Here is a 17,727-nt window from a genome sequence, read left to right on the forward strand (position 1 = left end):
ACGCTACTTCCCCTCAGACTCGTTATTGCTTGAATCGCGACCATCCGACTTTGGCTTTGCAACAAGCTTTTCCTTCTCAACAGGAGCAGGATTCTCGGCAGGAGGCAAAGAATCCTTAACAATCAAAGGCTTTCCTGCAGAAGTCTTAAACGACTTACGGAAATCTTCGATTGCTGCATCAAGCTTTGCTTCTGTCTCTTTTGTAAAGTCCTCGGTATCACGAATCACTTGCAAAATGTCGGTTCCCTTATCGAGATAATCCAACATTTCGCGCTCAAAGCGAAGCACGTCTTTTACAGGAATGTCGTCTAACTTTCCATGAGTACCAGCCCACACGGAAACAACCTCTTGCTCCATGGAACGAGGAGAGAACTGCTTCTGCTTAAGCAACTCGGTTAAGCGAGCGCCACGAGTGAGCTGAGCCTTGGAAGCTGCATCCAAATCGGAAGCAAACATTGCAAAGGATTCCAAAGACTTGTAACGAGCCAGCGAAATCTTAAGCATGCCAGAGACCTTCTTCAAAGCCTTGGCCTGAGCTGCGCCACCAACACGAGACACGGAAATACCAACGTCGACTGCTGGGCGCTGACCTGCGTTGAACAAATCGGACTGCAAGAAGATCTGGCCATCGGTGATAGAAATCACGTTGGTTGGAATGTATGCAGAAACATCGTTTGCCTTGGTCTCAATAATTGGCAAGCCAGTCATTGAGCCGCCGCCCATATCGTCGGAAAGCTTTGCGCATCTTTCTAGCAGACGAGAGTGAAGGTAGAACACGTCGCCTGGGTAAGCTTCACGCCCAGGTGGGCGACGAAGAAGCAAAGAAATCGAACGATATGCTTCTGCTTGCTTAGACAAGTCGTCGAAAACAATCAAAACATGCTTGCCGTTGTACATCCAATGCTGTCCAATTGCAGAACCAGTGTATGGAGCAATGTACTTAAAACCTGCAGAATCCGAAGCTGGGCTTGCAACGATTGTTGTGTACTTCATAGCGCCTGCTTCTTCGAGGCTTTGACGTACAGATGCGATTGTTGAACCCTTTTGTCCGATTGCTACGTAAATGCAACGAACTTGCTTCTTTGGATCTCCACTTTCCCAGTTTGTGCGCTGGTTAATAATCGTATCGATTGCGATTGCGGTTTTACCAGTTTGACGATCGCCAATAATCAGCTGACGCTGACCGCGACCGATTGGCGTCATTGCGTCAATAGCCTTTAAGCCAGTAGACAAAGGCTCGTCCACAGGGTGACGATGAATCACGTCTGGAGCCTGGGCTTCAAGAATACGACGCTCCTTGCACTCAATCGCACCAAGACCATCAATTGGATTACCCAATGGGTCTACTGTACGACCAAGATAGGCGTCTCCCACTGGCACAGATAACACTTCGCCAGTGCGGTAAACTTCCTGCCCTTCTTCAATGCCCGTAAAATCGCCTAGAATAACCACGCCGATTTCGTGAGCATCAAGGTTAAACGCTAGGCCCAGTGTGTCGTTCTCAAAGGTGAGCAGCTCGTTTGCCATGCAGCCAGTCAATCCAGCTACGTGCGCAATGCCGTCACCAGCCGTAACAACATAGCCAACTTCTTGTGTTGGCATGTCTGCTGGCTTGTACGAGTCAACAAACCCGTCAAGTGCCTTGCGTATAAGGGCGGGATCAATAGATAGTTCCGCCATAATTCTCCTTAATTTATTACTTCACTGCCTGTGTCCAAGCGCCATTGCGCGCAGAACGCTGCAGCTGCTTAAGCTGCATTAACATTGTGCGGTCTGTTACTTGATCGCCAATACGTATACGCATTCCACCAAGCACGTTTGGATCTACGATTGGGTTTATGTACGCACGATGACCCAACTTATTGCTGTAAATCTCAATCAAACGCTTGATTTGCTTATCCGTAAGAGGCTGAGCGGTTGTAACAGTAACCAAAGTTTCGCCTGCTTCGCGCTCAAAACCAGACCATGCGCCGCCAAAGCTGCCCGTCTTGCCACTTTCTGCGCCACCATGCCAAGTTCCTACAAGGTAGTGCATAATGCGCAAAACAACGGGATGCGCCTTACCTCCAATAAGCTCGTCGATTAAGCGAGACTTATCTTCCGAAGACCTATTTGGATCGGTAATGGCATCAGAAAGCTCTGGATACTTTTCGATCGTATCCATCATTGTTGAAAGCTCATCAGATATGCGCTGAGCTTCATCATGAGCGTCTGAAATGGCTTGCGCAAGCGAAGAACGCGATAAGTTTTCGCTTACTCGCGATGCCTTTTCTGGCATCCGTACCTCCTCATTTATGCAAAACTAAGTAGCAATTAGCAACACTAAGACATAAAACTTAGTGAAAGCTTGCTTTAACTACTTGTTTTGCGCCGAATCCTTAACGTCTCCTACTTCATCAATCACATGATCAATGATTTTAGAGCCTACGGTATCGTCGTCTAGCTTAGACGCAAGAATTTTGCCTGCTAATGCCGCAGCGAGTACCGAGACTTCTCCTTGGAGGCTAGTCATGGCGTGCTTATGCTGAGCTTCAATGGAATGCTGAGCTTCACTAATAATCTTCGCAGCATCTTTTTCTGCACGCTGTCTTGCTTCATCAACAATCTTGGAAGCTTGTGCGCGAGCCTGTTCGCGAGTCTTTGCAGCATCTGCTTGAGCATTAGAGAGTTCTTCTTCCATCTGGCTCTTTAACTCATCAGCTTCACGCTGCACGTTTGCTGCTTTGGCCATTCCGCCTTCGATTTTCTCTGCACGCTCATCAAGAATTGCCTGGAATTTAGGCATAACGAACTTGTAGAAAAACGCTGCAAGAACAACTAAAATAACCAGCGACCATATAACGTCGTAAGGCTCCGGCAAGAACAACGCCAGTTTATTAGTTTCGGCTGCATATGCCATGGCTTGTCCTTTCTATTCTTTCAACACTTGTATGCGTTGGAACGAGTTGTTTCGTTCGGTTCAGCTTCCCATAATGTAGGCAACGAATCCGAGCAAGCCCAGAACCTCGATGAATGCCAAGCCAATAAACATGAACAACTGAATACGGTTGCCGACTTCTGGCTGACGTGCAGTGGATTCCATAGCCTTGGATACAACCATTGCCATTCCGATAGCAGGGGAAAGAGTAGCAACGGCAAAGCCGAGAATGCTAAGGTTGCCCGTCAATCCTGCGAGAGCGATGATACTATTCATTGGTTTCCTTTCTTTAGGAACAGTAACCAGTTATAAACCCTAAGATTATTAAACCTGATTTATCTGTTTATTTTAACTAGATTTAACTAGATTTAACTATTTATGCAATAGCAACAGCAGATTTTTCTTCTTTCTCGGGGTAACTTTCCGAAATATACACAGATGCAAGAACTGTAAAAATAAACGCCTGCAAACCTGCGACTATTACTTCGAATACTGTAAACAGAATGCCACCAAGCAGCCATAATGCACCGCCTAAGGCAAGGAGTTTATTGCTGGAATCCACCACAAAGAAGTTGGTGAATACTAGGCAAGTGGCCACCAGCAAATGGCCAGCAATCATATTCGCAAACAAACGGATTGTAAGCGAAAGTGGTCGCACAATCAACAATTCCAGCAGCTGCAATGGCGTAAGAATAAAGTAAATCGGCCATGGCACTCCTGCTGGGAACAAGGATTCGCGGAAGAACGTTAGGAATCCTTTTTCTCTAATTCCAGTGATTAAGTATTGGCATACAACCCAAAGAGCAAACACTAATGGCCCTGTAATAGTTGCTGTTGCAGCCATGTTTAAGCCTGGAATAACTGAGCAAAGATTAAAGAAGAATATTGTTATAAAAAGAGTTGTAATCATTGGCACATAACGCTTGCCGCGCTCTTCGCCAATCATTTCGTACACAATGTTGAATCGCACAAAGTCCATTAGGATTTCTAGCACGCTTTGGAATCTTCCTGGAACCACTTTTGCGCGAGATGCACCAATGCCAAAAATAATCATAACGATTACGGCCATAATAAGACGCACCATAACAATTCGATTCATGGCAAAAGGTGTGCCTTGGAATAAAATCTCTGGCGGCAAAAAGTCATTAATGCTTGGCATCTCTGGCTTTGCTGAAGCTAGCAACGCCGCAACATTTATATGCGCAGCTTTCGCTAAAACTTCGATAGCTCCACTCATTCGTGCCTCCTTGTAGGACTCTTTTACAATACAGTTGCGTTAAGTATAAAGTTATTCACAAGCTAGTTTGTAAAACCGTAAATCCTGTAAATTCATTCGTTGACATATGTGCGAAACGAAAATATATCTCTAAAAAGCTGATTCTACTCTTAGTTTGTACATTTGAGTTATATTGCTGATTATTAACGAGTGTTGCGATTATAGCAAGTACGCAAATTATTAATAACTCGCTTTAGTCACTTGTTTATTATACTCCACATTTGTTTAGAATTAAACTAGTTACGCGATAAACTTACGCTAGAAACACGCCGAAGACTTGACAAATCCAAATTTACACCTATCGTAGATAGAGCTGCTAAAAGCAGCCGACGCGGGGTGGAGCAGCTCGGTAGCTCGCTGGGCTCATAACCCAGAGGTCCATGGTTCAAATCCATGCCCCGCTACTTAAGCCAAGAATCGCATATTTCTCACGAATGCGCTCTTGGCTTTTCTTTTAATCTTTTTATTTGGCGCAGTCTTTAGCGTGGTATATCTGATATATCAATAGAGAAGAATCGCTAGGCGGCGGCGAGCGCGATTCAAGCGCTCATCGCCAGCAGGAAGCATTGCAAAATACTCAAGCATGCGGTCTTTAATCACCTCTGCGCAATCTTTGTGAGAAGCAAGAAAATCAAGAAGCCTGCCAAAAGCATCATCAATGTGGCCATCAATCATATCTACATCTGCTACAGCAAGCTGAGCGGAAACATCGCCAGGATTATCGCCAGCAGCCTTGCGCACAGCCTCCACATTTGTATTCGTATTTCTGCTAAGAAGCAAAGCCTTTGCACGCTCACGAGACGCCAAAGAATCATTCGGATTATCTTGCAATACTTTTTCATACTCGCGCGCAGCAAGAGCATAATCGCCATTCATAGCTGCATCGTGTGCAATTTTGTGTTCAGGGGGAATGCTGGATGAATCGCCAGAATCCGCAGAATCGCCAGAATCCGCCGCATTATCATCTACGCCAGAATCTGCCGAATCAATATAAGGAGCCGTTCCAGCAACACCAGACTTTTCTGCAACCTTAACTAATTGCGGCAAAATGGCACTACAAATCTGATTCAACTCATCTTCGCTAGGCAATCCTTGGCAAATAGGCATTGGCCTGCCCCCAACCAATCCATATACAGCTGGAAGCTGCTGCGCGCGCAAAGCTTGAGCAATCGATGGGCTTTCATCCGCATCAATTCGCGCAAGTTGCATTCTGCCATCTAAGGCACTAACGGAATCCGCAAGTTTTTGCGCTAAGTCGTAAGAAGTTTCGTCACTTTTTTGCCAAACAAGCAAAATAATTGGAAAACTTACGGAAGTTTGAACCATTGCCTGGAAAGTTTGATCGTTAACATCAATCACGTATCCGCCTGCAAGTGGAATTTTAGACTGCGGTTTGCCAGATTTTTCGGCAGCTTCGCGCTTTGCAAGAGCCTCCGCCTTGCGCTTTACGCCTTCTAGGTCTACTGCACCAGCAAGCGAAAATCCGCCTGGGTTCATACCCATAGATTGTGAATCAACCATATTTCCTCTTTTGCTTGTATTTCTTCTACAAAGTGTCTAAAGCGCTTAAAACGGCCTTACAACAAGCCTAAGGCGCTTCTACAACGCTTCTACAACGCTTCTACCTTTATAGGCTGACGTTCTGCTCCAACTGGAATAATCTTTGCGTCCGAGCCAGCAGGAGGCACAACCATCGCAATAACGTTCACATAAGTTACGCGCATTGTAGAAGTGGCCTTAGAATCCCCAAATAACGCTTTTTCTTCGTCGGAAGCTGGCCTAGATTCGCGACCTTCTCCCGCTTTTCTAGTCCAAACTGAATCAATGCGAGCAATAACCAAATCACTCCCATCGCTTGCGCGCATAACGCTAATCTGGTTTGTTACAGGAGTAAAAACTTGTTCTTGAGATCCCTTATTTCGCTCCATTCCAGCTTGAACTGTTTTAGAAAGCTCGCTTAATTTTGATCGCAAGTAATCATTAGCAAAATACTTTGCAAACTTGCTCGATTCTCCTCTTTGTAAAACATCCGCATACGCTGCAGCAGCCGCGTGTGGAGACATAACAAGTCCCGAATCATTAGCTTTACCCATAGAAGCTCCGATTGAAGGAACTGGGAATTTTGGCAAATGCACGCCAGGGAAAAGCCTTGCAACAGCCCAAAGCTTGTAGTTTGAGCGCGCACTATCTTGGCGAATAACCAACAATCGTTTAGACTGCTGGTCTTTTGTTGTTGTGGTAATTGTCATTAAATCGCGCGGCCAACTTGCGTTTGTTGGAACAATTGTTTGAGCAACTTCACGCGGAATAGTGGTTTTTGCATCTAGCTTGCCCATTTTTGCAGCAATCGCCAGCTCGCTTGCGCGCACAAGAGCCGAAGGTCCGCTCATGTATTCTGCAAGATTACTTGCGTTTTTCTCTTCGTTAGCTTTTTCTAAAGAGCGCAAAACTCTTAAACGTATATCTTTTTCTTTGATTGGCGTTACATCTGGAAGCTCTTTAACGCTAGAGCCTTCTGCAGCTTTAGGAACTTGGCCTTCGCAAGCGCAAAGTGTAAAGCACATTGCAGAAGCAACTACCGAAGCACACGCAAAACGCGCATAGTGCTTGATTTTATGAGCATAAAACATAGTCACACTTTCCAAAATACGTTATTTTTTGCGGTTTTTTGAAGGTTTTGAGGTGCCATTTTGTGAACCATTTTGGCGGCTGGCATTTTGATGGCTAGCATTATTAAAGCCATTTACATCATGATTGGCGTTATTACTGGCCTTGTTTCCGTCCTTGTTGCCGTTGGCATTTCCGCCGCTTGCAGAGCCACTCGTGCGATTCTCTGAGCCTTTATACTTGCGATTTTTGCCACGATTTTGGCTTCTGTAGTCACGCTGGTTAAACTGGTTGCGCGACTTTCGCCTTGCTTCACCAGACTTTGCTTCACCAGGCTTTGCACTAGTAGAATCGAAAGCCTCCGACGATTTGCCAAGATTTTCGCCAATGCGATTATCGCTCTTACGCCCATCGTCGTCTTTATAATACTCTGCATCCATTCTGCCATATCGATTTTTACGCTCACCGCGATTGGCTTTCTTGGAGCCTCCAGCAGAATTTTCTTTGCGATTATTGCGATCGTTGCGATCTTTATACGATTCCTTCTTGTAGCGCTTTTTTGCAAATCCAGATTCCGATTTAGATGCACTTTCTGATTTTTGTGATTTTTGTGATTTTCCAGGCTTCCCTGCGATTCCCGAATTCCTAAATTTACTAGATTCCGAAGATTCCGCAGATTCAGCAGCTTCACGCAAATCCTCCGATTGCTCCAACTGATTCGCGCTAGACAAATCGAAAGCCGCCGACGCTTTATTCCCAGCAGCAAAATCACCCTTAAAATCAGAACTCGACTCACTAGCAAGCCTTGCAAAATAAGCTTGCAAGTCATCTTTAGAAATAACAGTTGTTTCGTCTAAAGCGGCAGTCTTAGAAGAATTTAGACCAGACTTTACACTTATAGAAGAATCTACAGCGGATTTAGACTTTGCGGTACGCGTTCTTGCGTGAACTCCATGACGCGCATGCGCGCCAGAACCCACTTTGTGCTTAGACTTTTTGTCTTTATTGCTACCAAAAATGCCAGCTATTGTTCCAGCCAAAGCCTCCGAGAACTTAACTTCTTCTTGACTATTGTTTTCAACACTAATCAAGCCCGTTCTACTTGCAACAAGTCGCTTGTTTCGCCTGCGATGCGGAGCCATTGCAAACACAGAAGCCGAAAGACCGCATAGCAAAATAAACAACGCTCCTACAAAATACATAGGAGTAGCAAAATCAGGAAGATTATGCCTGCGCCAACGCAATTCAACGAAAGCTTCGGGAGAATTCTTACCAAGATCGATTATAAGAACCCTGCGAGCAATTTTTGATTGCAACTCCGACGACAATTTTTGGCGAGAAGTCTGCGATTGCGCGCCATTTTGAGTATTGCTTTGCGCATTATTTTGATCTTGCGAGCGCTCTTGCGACTCCTGCTTTATCGCTAAATCCGCCGCATTCCCCGCTTGCTCAAAGTCGGCAGCATTTATAGACAACTTTGCTAAACCCATTTGGCAAGTGGCATTAGTCCATAAATCGGAATCCTTAAAATCAACGTCTTTAGCAGCGTCTTTAGAAACCTTAGAATCGTCTGTTTTTGTGCTATCTATGCGAGCACCGTCATCTGCTTGCATAACATCTGTAGAAAGACTATTCCAATTATTAAGACCCGTTATTCGCTGAACGGAATAACCCTTAGTCCATCCACGAACATCTTTAGCTAAACCAACTGCAACGCAAATTGGCTTGCGACTATTTAGTGCCGCAACGCTAATTTTTACTCTATAGTCAACAAGATTCAAAACGCCTGGATCCGTAACAATGTACCTAGACCCATACACGTTTGCATGCGCCGAAACAATAGAGCTTGGCTTCCAAACAGTTGCGTTAAGCACACCAAGAACAATACTAAGAGCAGCAAGAAGGCCAAAAATTGGGGCCACTACTCCTCGCATAAACCTAGCTCGTTTTGTAGGACGTTGCATCAAACCTCTTTCTTAAGCTTGGCACGCCGCCAATTATTCAACCCCGCACGCGCACAAACTTATTAACGTAATTTTAAATTCGTTATATGCATCTACTGATATCTATTCTACAATCTTTACTAATCTTTTATAAGGTTTACTGTTTTGCGCAATAAATCACGCTAGAATCACGCCTAAATTGCCACCAAATCGCACACAAATCGCTAGTTAAATCACACTAAAATCACATGCAAGTTATAGTCTTAAACTTATGACAAAAACCAAATTAAATTTGACTAAATCACTTATAACTCGAGCAATCTGCGCTGCGAGCGCAATTGCCATGTGCTTTGGATTAGCATCTTGTAGCGCAAACAGCGAGTCAAGCAATGGCGCAGCAAGTAGCGAAGCAAATGCAGCTGGAATGAGTGTTTTAAGTGGCGTTAAGGCTAGCGGAGCTTTAGGAAAGCAGCCAAAGGTTGAGTTAACAGCACCTATAGATGTTAAGCCAAATTCTTACGCAATTTTGCAAGAAGGAAATGGCGCTAAAATTCCAGAAAATAGTCGCGTATGCGCTAATGGCATTGTGTACAACGCTAAAAGCGGCAAAGAGCTTATGAACACCTGGAAGCAAGGCAAACCAGACTGCTCAATTGTTGTTAAAAAGGGCGTTACTAGCAAGTCTTACTACACGCTGCTTAAGGGAAGGAAGATTAATTCCACGATTGCGTTTGGTATTCCTGCAAATCCGCAAACTAAGCAAGACGCGTACGTAATGGTGTTAACTCTTGTTTCTGCAATGAAAACTCTTGATCGCGCAACAGGCAACAAAGTTAAAGATATTCCGCAAAATCTGCCGAAGGTAACTCTCGATAAGTCTGGCGCACCGTCGTTAGATAAGAATAACTACGTGCCAAATGGAAAGTTGATTTCTCAAACTTTGATTGAAGGCAACGGCAAAGTGGTTACCGAAAAAAGCACAGTAACCGCTCACTACACTGGATGGACTACAGACAAAGACGGAAAATTGTACCAATTTGACTCATCATGGAAGCGCGGCACGCCTGCGGACTTCTCGCTAGCCGGTCAAGTTATTCCAGGATGGACTAAAGGCTTAGCTGGAAAGAAGGTTGGGTCACAGGTTCTTTTAGTTATTCCGCCAGAAGATGGATATGGCAAAGAAGACAAGAAAGATGCAAAAGGAAATGTAACAATTCCTGCAAATTCAACGCTTTACTTTGTTGTAGATATTCTCTACGCTTCGTGATTAGTCGCGAATTCAACTCGCGATTAAGCTGCGATTAATGTTATGCCGCGCTTGAATAAATCTTGCGCGGCATTTTTGTATGCGCGACGACCTGCCTGAGCGCTTTGAGCGTAGCGCGAAAAGCGCTTTGACTGAGCTTGAAATTGCATAACGCATTTCAAGCTCCTTCAAAGCGTGATTTGGCTCAAATGTAAAGTCCAGTGGACTTTACATGCCAAATCAGCCGAGCGGCTACTAATAGCCGTGCGCTCCGACCTGCCTTTTCGCTTAAAGCGTAGCGCGAAAAGGTAATTCGGAGCGCTGAGCAGCTCAAGGCAGAAGCATTGCTTCTGCGCTGCGAAGACGTTAGCGCGCTTAGACCGCGCTAACGACAGGATCTGCCTTTTTCGCTTAGAGCGTAGCGCGCGAATGCACTTCGATTCGCTGAGCTTGCTCAAAGTTGAAAGCACAGTGTGCTTTCAACGCAAGCGAAGACGTGAGCGCGCTGTAACGCGCGAACTATTTGCCAAATTTGGTACAAAGATTTGGTACAAAGTCGGGAAACCGCCAGCGTTACAAACGTCTCACCGCTGAGACAAATGTAACGAATTCGGAGCGCAAAAAAGCCAGAGCTAAAGGAGTGTTCAGTAAGGGATTAAAAGAAAACCAACTGAAAGCCTTTAAGCGGGAACATAAGAAATAAAACGACCATACAAGAGTAGAGATACTCTGTGTGGCCGTTTTCTTATACTCAGATACCGAAATAGTATTTGAGATTTTTAGAACAAACCTTGTATTTGAGCTTGTATTAACACTGCAGTAACGCTGGCACCTGTATTAATTAAAAAGTCTTTTAGTCCAACCAATGCTGATTTTAAAATATGCGGTTTCTTCTCTTCTTCAATTTTTAATTTGATGTCAGCTAATAATTCTGTTGCGGTTTCTATATCCTCTTTTGATAAATCAGATTCACTAATACTTTTTTCAACGGCATCAACTACATCCTTAACTTTATCATAGGAAAATGTAACTGTATTCTCACTTCCAGACACTATCTGTACATTATCGGATGGTGAATTGATCACACTTGTATTTCCGTAATAATTATTCACGGTTTGTGGCATGTTCACTGCGGATTCTTTTTCAGTCTTAGAGAAAACCATATTTTCCCCTACAATACCTTCCGATTCTAATTTCAATGTCCATTCTAAAATAGTATTTTTTACTTTTTCTTCAATGTCTTTAACTGCAGTTGTAGGTATATGTAATGCATACATCATTGGAAGCAGCGAATCAGCCATTTTATCAAACAATGCAAGTTGTTCGCCTGAAAAATCTAAAGTTAATACATTTCCTGAGGACTGACATAAAGAAATGATTTCAGAAATTGAATTTACTAACTTTCTTTCACAAATCTTTTTTTCGACTTCATTATCCTGTATTGAGGTTGGAATCCAACCGCGATAAGGATTGAAAGTTTTTAAACTTCCACGAACCTTTCTATACTCAGGGCAAGATTCTTGGTCAGGATAACCATTTAATTCGTGTTGAATCCATTGATCAAAATCATTAAGCTTTAATTTTGATGCAATCAAATGTGCTTTGCGTAATATATTAACAACATCGCAATTTGATGACACAATTTCATTCTGTAATTCTAAAACAATACTTCCCATGTTATTCACCATCTTTCTTTCTGCCATATGGGGCACTATTCTCAGCAAACATCATAGTTCTTCACATAGAAGCAATAAGGAAAAGGAATAACCTAACTTTCTGAAGTTGTTTCAGAATGCTCCTCAAAATTTTCTACCTGCTCCATAACCTTTGTGAACACTTCAGGACTATACTGTGGAGGATAGCCGTTCTTAACCAAACAAATCTTTATCTTCAATTTTAACTGATTACGCACATTCTGATTGTTGAGCCAGTCCACAAATGAAGACTCGGTATCTATTATTTCCTTAACTTTTTTAGCAAGTATCTTGCATTTATCGTTTACCACAACACCGTTAACTTCTTTGTCAATGCCATATTCAAACTTATACTGGTCACGAAGAGCAATCAAAATATCATAGAATGCCTTTTCTTCAAAGGTTAATCCTATTTTACGGAAACTCTCACGATTTTCGTTCATCTGACGAAGTATCACTAAAGCTTGTTTAGTTGCAGCCTTAATAATATCTTCTGAGGCAGCTTCCTGTGTTGCCCCGGCTTCTTCAGCAGTAAGGTGCTTACGTCTTTCATGGTACTCATCAATAGTCTTTTCAATCATTTCTTGGAAAGATTTCGCTGCTAATTGGTTGACCCTGCCATATTCCTTTATTTGCTTACGGAGCATTTTGATAAGTAATTCTAACTTTGTAGCAGGCATTTCTACATCTGATAATTTTTCAAAGTATTCAGGAGAGAAGATATCTTCTTCCTCGCCACTTTCAAGAACACTTTCTACCTTATTGTATTTTAATGCCTCTTCAACCATCTTTGATACCACAAGATTCATAGTTTCAGCATCAACATCGCTGGTTCCGCTCATTTTACGAACGAAACCTGCTATAGCCATAAAGCACTGTGCAAGCGCAGATTCTTCTTCGCCCAGATTTCCAGAAGGTTGGCAAATATCAAAAGCACTTCTCATTCTCTTAACAGACTTTAAGAAATATGTCTTAAATGAGACCTGATTAGTTTTTCCGTTTCCTTCTGTCTGCAAGACCTGTGCTGATGTAAAGACATACTCAGCGGCTTTGGAAAGTAATTTATATCTTTCAACAGGGTCACATTTCGTATTAAGGAATGGAGCTAAGTCATAATCTGTAAACAGTGCTTTAAGTATTTCAATCTCCTCCCTGAATGCAGAGGTAGCCTGCTCAACGTCATCCGATGTGGGAGCAACTGATGTATCACCACCGTAAACCTTCATGGCCTCACGCATATTATCGCGAATGCCAATATAGTCGATAACCATACCATATTCTTTGCCGGGATATTTTCTGTTTACACGACTGATAGTTTGAATCAGCAAGTGCTTCTTCAAAGGCTTATCGTTATATAAATATGTAAGTGACGGAACATCAAATCCCGTAATCCACATATCAACTACGATAACAATATGGAAATTAGACCTTTCCTGTTTAAAGGCTGCATCCAGTTCTTCGCAACGTTTATCATTTTTAACTCCACCAAGATAGTTATACATCTCAGCTTCATCATTACTTCCAACACTCGATACCATAGCCATAAATGGCATAGGCTTTAATTCTTTAAGTTCTTCATCTGTTGCAGTAACTCCGTCAGGAGTTTTCTTTTCTTCAAACCATTCCGGATATTTATCCTTGAATTTCAAAAGAAGTGAATATGCAATTTTTCTGCTAGAGCAGACAATCATTGCTTTCTGAATTCTATCTGGGTCACTATCACAAGATGAAATATAATGGTCATGAATATCTATAGCAAGCCTCTCCAAGCGAGAAGGCTCGCCAAGGATAACTTCCATAGAACTCATTGCACGTTTACTGGCTTCAATATCATCATACGTTGCACCATCATCGGCACACTTTTTATAGTAATTTTCAATTTCTTTAGCTTTGGTCTTATCAAGTAACACCTTGGCAATACGAGGATGATACTTAATAGAAACAGTTAGTCCATCTGCGACCGCCTGATCCATAGTGTATCTATCAATTTCCTGACCAAAGGTCTGATATGTTTCGGCAATAGGAGTTCCTGTGAAACCTACAAACGTAGCATGTTGAGGCGGTAAGTTTGCTAGTCAAGGAGTAAAACGACGAAGATTAGCATTTACTTCCGCCCATGCGATAGCTGTCCGTGATTGACAAGTGCTAGCACGCAGACAGAACGGAGATAGCGAACCGCTGAGTGTGTCGCTCTGCTCGTAAAAGCTTAGAAACCTTTGAACGAAAGGGATAATGAAAGCCTTGATTGCAAGGCTTTTTGCTTTATGGTGGGTAAGTATCAGAGTGAGAAAATTTTTGGAATGAGTAGAAGTGATAGCTAGAAATTATCAGTTTCTATTTCCATTTACCCTGTGGGTACGTGTTTGTTTCCATTGACAAGGAGTTTGTGGGAATAGAAATGTACCCACCTTGTTTGAATCAAGTGAAGTGTAGTTGAAGGAAATCTGTTGAAAGCAATACTTCATTTTACCGAATAAGTAATAATTTAGGCAACTTCAAATCGATTAAAAAAAACTATTTTAAAGGTTAAGAGTAGACAAAAATTGTCCACTCTTTTTTGCAAACTCAATTTATCAATAAATGAAATGAGGGAATGTAAAATGAAATATTTTGAGGTTGAGTTAGAAAATCCTGATGAATTTTTAAAACTACAAACAGAAGATTTTGTGAAAGCTAATCGCTTGCTACTAAGGAAGATAATCCAGAGCGTTACAGTCTATGAAGAAAACTTCGTCATATCCTTTAAATCTGGCATCGAATTGGAAGTATGAGTCTCATTCCATAACTTTTATATTGAACATATCATCTTGTTGTGTTATACTATAAATTGATATAAACAAAGATGTAGGAGGAACCGAAACTATGACAGCCTCAATGCGTTTAAGATAAGCTGGCAATAAAAAAAGCAGAATCTATACCCGATGATAGGCTTTTTTGTTGTGCTTATTTATACGATATTGAGCATTCATTAGTTACGGTGAGGATATTGGTTATTTAACTATACCTTTATTTAACTATGTCTTTAATATGAATGTTTCCAAATTGTATGTATGCAGACCAAAAGCCACATTGTGGGGTTTGGCCTGCATTTTTTATTGCCTAGAATGCTATTCAAAATAGAAATTCAAGCAAAATAATATGCAGGAGATAATATAAATGGAAAAATACAACAATTGGAAACGAAAATTTTATGCAATATGGGCAGGGCAAGCAGTATCATTAATCACTAGTGCCATCCTGCAAATGGCGATTATTTTTTACCTTACAGAAAAAACAGGATCTGCGATGGTCTTGTCTATGGCTTCATTAGTAGGTTTTTTACCCTATGCGATTTTGGGACCTGCCATTGGTGTGCTAGTGGATCGTCATGATAGGAAGAAGATAATGATTGGTGCCGATTTAATTATCGCAGCAGCTGGTGCAGTGCTTGCTATTGTTGCATTCTGTATGGAGCTACCTGTCTGGATGATTATGATAGTATTGTTTATCCGTAGCATTGGAACAGCTTTTCATACCCCAGCACTCAATGCGGTTACACCACTTTTAGTACCAGAAGAACAGCTAACGAAATGCGCAGGCTATAGTCAGTCTTTGCAGTCTATAAGCTATATTGTTAGTCCGGCAGTTGCAGCACTCTTATACTCCGTTTAGGATTTAAATGCTATTATTGCCATCGACGTATTGGGTGCTGTGATTGCATCTATTACGGTAGCAATTGTACGTATACCTAAGCTGGGTAATCAAGTGCAAAGTTTAGAACCAAATTTCATAAGGGAGATGAAAGAAGGAGTTGTGGTTCTGAGACAAAACAAAGGATTGTTTGCCTTATTACTCTTAGGAACACTATATACTTTTGTTTATATGCCAATCAATGCACTATTTCCTTTAATAAGCATGGAACACTTTAATGGAACGCCTGTGCATATTTCTATTACGGAAATTTCCTTTGCATTTGGGATGCTAGCAGGAGGCTTATTATTAGGAAGATTAGGGGGCTTCGAAAAGCATGTATTACTAATAACAAGTTCATTTTTTATAATGGGGACCAGTTTAGCCGTTTCGGGAATACTTCCTCCAAATGGATTTGTAATATTCGTAGTTTGCTGTGCAATAATGGGGCTTTCGGTGCCATTTTATAGCGGTGTGCAAACAGCTCTTTTTCAGGAGAAAATTAAGCCTGAATATTTAGGACGTGTATTTTCTTTGATCGGAAGTATCATGTCACTTGCTATGCCAATTGGGTTAATTCTTTCTGGATTCTTTGCTGATAAAATCGGTGTAAATCATTGGTTTTTACTATCAGGTATTTTAATTATTGGCATTGCTATAGTTTGCCAAATGATAACTGAGGTTAGAAAATTAGATTTAAAATAAACAATATTGGAGGAATATTTATGTATCTTATTTTCATGTAACTCTTCCTGCTAAAATCGCAGGGTTTTCCCTGCATACAAGCAAATGAAAGCATGCGATTATAGACAGGAGGAAATGTTATGGAATTAATATTAAAAGCAAAAGACATTCGTGTGGAATTCAAAGGACGCGATGTTTTAGATATAAATGAATTAGAAGTATATGATTATGACCGTATTGGTTTAGTAGGAGCAAATGGTGCTGGAAAAAGCACTTTACTCAGGGTACTTTTAGGAGAATTAACTCCCCCAGGATGTAAAATGAATCGTCTGGGTGAACTTGCCTATATTCCCCAGTTGGACGAAGTAACTCTGCAGGAGGAAAAAGATTTTGCACTTGTAGGCAAGCTAGGTGTTGAGCAATTAAATATACAGACTATGAGCGGTGGTGAAGAAACAAGGCTTAAAATAGCACAGGCCTTATCGGCACAGGTTCATGGTATTTTAGCGGATGAACCTACGAGCCATTTAGACCGTGAAGGAATTGATTTTCTAATAGGACAGCTAAAATATTTTACAGGTGCACTGTTAGTTATTAGCCATGACCGCTATTTTCTTGATGAAATAGTAGATAAAATATGGGAACTGAAAGATGGCAAAATCACTGAGTATTGGGGAAACTATTCTGATTATCTTCGTCAGAAAGAGGAAGAACGTAAGAGCCAAGCTGCAGAATACGAACAATTTATTGCGGAACGTGCCCGATTGGAAAGGGCTGCGGAGGAAAAGCGAAAACAGGCTCGTAAAATAGAACAGAAGGCAAAAGGTTCTTCAAAGAAAAAAAGTACTGAAGACGGAGGGCGTTTAGCTCATCAAAAATCAATAGGAAGTAAGGAAAAAAAGATGTATAATGCTGCTAAAACCCTAGAGCACAGGATTGCGGCCTTAGGAAAAGTAGAAGCTCCGGAAGGCATTCGCAGAATTCGTTTCAGGCAAAGTAAAGCATTGGAGCTCCATAATCCATACCCTATAGTCGGTGCAGAAATTAATAAAGTATTTGGGGATAAGGCTCTGTTTGAAAATGCATCTTTTCAAATTCCGTTAGGAGCAAAAGTGGCGTTAACTGGTGGTAATGGAATCGGAAAAACAACTTTAATCCAAATGATCTTAAACCATGAAGAAGGAATTTCTATTTCGCCTAAGGCAAAAATAGGTTACTTTGCACAGAATGGTTACAAGTACAACAGTAATCAGAATGTTATGGAGTTTATGCAGAAGGATTGTGACTACAATATATCAGAAATTCGTTCAGTGCTAGCATCTATGGGGTTCAAACAGAACGATATTGGAAAAAGTTTATCTGTTTTAAGCGGTGGAGAAATTATAAAATTGTTGCTTGCTAAAATGCTCATGGGTAGATATAACATCCTAATAATGGATGAACCCAGTAACTTCCTTGACATACCAAGTTTAGAGGCTTTGGAAATACTAATGAAGGAGTACACCGGAACTATCGTGTTTATCACCCACGATAAACGATTACTCGAAAATGTAGCAGATGTAGTTTATGAAATTAGAGATAAGAAAATAAATCTGAAACATTAAATTTAAGGTAGTCGCTGGTCAGTATAGTCTGTTCTGGTTGGCGACTCCATTGTTAAAGAGTATAAAGACTTTAGATTTTATGAATAT

At 41.6% G+C, this 17,727-nt stretch carries 14 protein-coding genes, 1 tRNA gene and 2 pseudogenes; 5 read left to right on the forward strand and 12 right to left on the reverse strand.

Annotated elements, in window-relative coordinates; genetic code table 11:
- Positions 1 to 3 precede the first annotated feature (3 nt).
- The 5 genes from atpA to atpB all read right to left on the reverse strand — a co-directional run bounded on the left by atpA (position 4) and on the right by atpB (position 4,154).
- Positions 4 to 1,680 (reverse strand): F0F1 ATP synthase subunit alpha, encoded by a 1,677-nt coding sequence (gene atpA / locus HXT36_RS04675; RefSeq protein WP_016635637.1) that lies wholly within the window; start codon positions 1,678 to 1,680, stop codon positions 4 to 6.
- 16 nt (positions 1,681 to 1,696) lie between these two features.
- Positions 1,697 to 2,278 carry a F0F1 ATP synthase subunit delta gene (locus HXT36_RS04680; RefSeq protein WP_004131534.1) on the reverse strand — a complete coding sequence of 194 codons (582 nt, stop codon included), beginning with the start codon at positions 2,276 to 2,278 and terminating at the stop codon, positions 1,697 to 1,699.
- A 78-nt stretch (positions 2,279 to 2,356) separates the two neighbouring features.
- Complete coding sequence (locus tag HXT36_RS04685) at positions 2,357 to 2,899, reverse strand: F0F1 ATP synthase subunit B (protein ID WP_004133623.1); 543 nt, start codon at positions 2,897 to 2,899, stop codon at positions 2,357 to 2,359.
- Between the two features lie 60 nt (positions 2,900 to 2,959).
- Entirely contained in the window at positions 2,960 to 3,193 is a 234-nt protein-coding gene (gene atpE / locus HXT36_RS04690) for an ATP synthase F0 subunit C (RefSeq protein ID WP_004105752.1), read from the reverse strand.
- Between the two features lie 100 nt (positions 3,194 to 3,293).
- Entirely contained in the window at positions 3,294 to 4,154 is an 861-nt protein-coding gene (gene atpB, locus HXT36_RS04695; RefSeq protein WP_020757275.1) for a F0F1 ATP synthase subunit A, read from the reverse strand.
- Positions 4,155 to 4,523: 369 nt separating this feature from the next.
- Between atpB and HXT36_RS04700 the strand changes: the two genes are divergently transcribed.
- Positions 4,524 to 4,597: transfer RNA gene (locus HXT36_RS04700), tRNA-Met, on the forward strand.
- 97 nt (positions 4,598 to 4,694) lie between these two features.
- Here HXT36_RS04700 and HXT36_RS04705 read toward each other — a convergent pair.
- The 3 genes from HXT36_RS04705 to HXT36_RS04715 all read right to left on the reverse strand — a co-directional run bounded on the left by HXT36_RS04705 (position 4,695) and on the right by HXT36_RS04715 (position 8,764).
- Complete coding sequence (locus HXT36_RS04705; RefSeq protein ID WP_016835943.1) at positions 4,695 to 5,714, reverse strand: tetratricopeptide repeat protein; 1,020 nt, start codon at positions 5,712 to 5,714, stop codon at positions 4,695 to 4,697.
- 89 nt (positions 5,715 to 5,803) lie between these two features.
- Positions 5,804 to 6,823 (reverse strand): hypothetical protein, encoded by a 1,020-nt coding sequence (locus HXT36_RS04710; protein ID WP_016795906.1) that lies wholly within the window; start codon positions 6,821 to 6,823, stop codon positions 5,804 to 5,806.
- Between the two features lie 21 nt (positions 6,824 to 6,844).
- On the reverse strand, positions 6,845 to 8,764 hold the full coding sequence (locus HXT36_RS04715) for a hypothetical protein (protein WP_421778665.1): 1,920 nt from the start codon (positions 8,762 to 8,764) through the stop codon (positions 6,845 to 6,847).
- A 250-nt stretch (positions 8,765 to 9,014) separates the two neighbouring features.
- Between HXT36_RS04715 and HXT36_RS04720 the strand changes: the two genes are divergently transcribed.
- Positions 9,015 to 10,010 carry an FKBP-type peptidyl-prolyl cis-trans isomerase gene (locus HXT36_RS04720; RefSeq protein WP_115757012.1) on the forward strand — a complete coding sequence of 332 codons (996 nt, stop codon included), beginning with the start codon at positions 9,015 to 9,017 and terminating at the stop codon, positions 10,008 to 10,010.
- Positions 10,011 to 10,033: 23 nt separating this feature from the next.
- Here HXT36_RS04720 and HXT36_RS04725 read toward each other — a convergent pair whose 3' ends face one another.
- The 4 genes and pseudogenes from HXT36_RS04725 to HXT36_RS04740 all read right to left on the reverse strand — a co-directional run.
- Entirely contained in the window at positions 10,034 to 10,159 is a 126-nt protein-coding gene (locus HXT36_RS04725; protein ID WP_421778666.1) for a hypothetical protein, read from the reverse strand.
- 609 nt (positions 10,160 to 10,768) lie between these two features.
- Positions 10,769 to 11,692 carry an ABC transporter substrate-binding protein gene (locus HXT36_RS04730; RefSeq protein WP_421778667.1) on the reverse strand — a complete coding sequence of 308 codons (924 nt, stop codon included), beginning with the start codon at positions 11,690 to 11,692 and terminating at the stop codon, positions 10,769 to 10,771.
- 65 nt (positions 11,693 to 11,757) lie between these two features.
- Positions 11,758 to 13,491, reverse strand: coding sequence for a type I restriction enzyme endonuclease domain-containing protein (locus HXT36_RS04735; RefSeq protein ID WP_421779241.1), 1,734 nt, complete (start codon positions 13,489 to 13,491; stop codon positions 11,758 to 11,760).
- 66 nt (positions 13,492 to 13,557) lie between these two features.
- Positions 13,558 to 13,728 (reverse strand): annotated as a pseudogene (locus HXT36_RS04740) (hypothetical protein); the annotation flags it as partial.
- Positions 13,729 to 14,283: 555 nt separating this feature from the next.
- On the opposite strand from HXT36_RS04740, the gene HXT36_RS04745 reads away from it, so the two are divergent.
- The 3 genes and pseudogenes from HXT36_RS04745 (at position 14,284) to msr(D) (ending at position 17,640) form a co-directional block, all read left to right on the forward strand.
- Positions 14,284 to 14,454: a hypothetical protein gene (locus tag HXT36_RS04745; RefSeq protein WP_000873143.1), complete on the forward strand. Its 171-nt coding sequence runs from the start codon at positions 14,284 to 14,286 to the stop codon at positions 14,452 to 14,454.
- 385 nt (positions 14,455 to 14,839) lie between these two features.
- Positions 14,840 to 16,057 (forward strand): annotated as a pseudogene (gene mef(A), locus HXT36_RS04750) (macrolide efflux MFS transporter Mef(A)).
- Positions 16,058 to 16,176: 119 nt separating this feature from the next.
- On the forward strand, positions 16,177 to 17,640 hold the full coding sequence (msr(D), locus tag HXT36_RS04755; protein ID WP_000420313.1) for an ABC-F type ribosomal protection protein Msr(D): 1,464 nt from the start codon (positions 16,177 to 16,179) through the stop codon (positions 17,638 to 17,640).
- Positions 17,641 to 17,727 lie beyond the last annotated feature (87 nt).

This window comes from Gardnerella sp. DNF01144 (assembly GCF_049244245.1).
Classification (GTDB): domain Bacteria; phylum Actinomycetota; class Actinomycetes; order Actinomycetales; family Bifidobacteriaceae; genus Bifidobacterium; species Bifidobacterium piotii.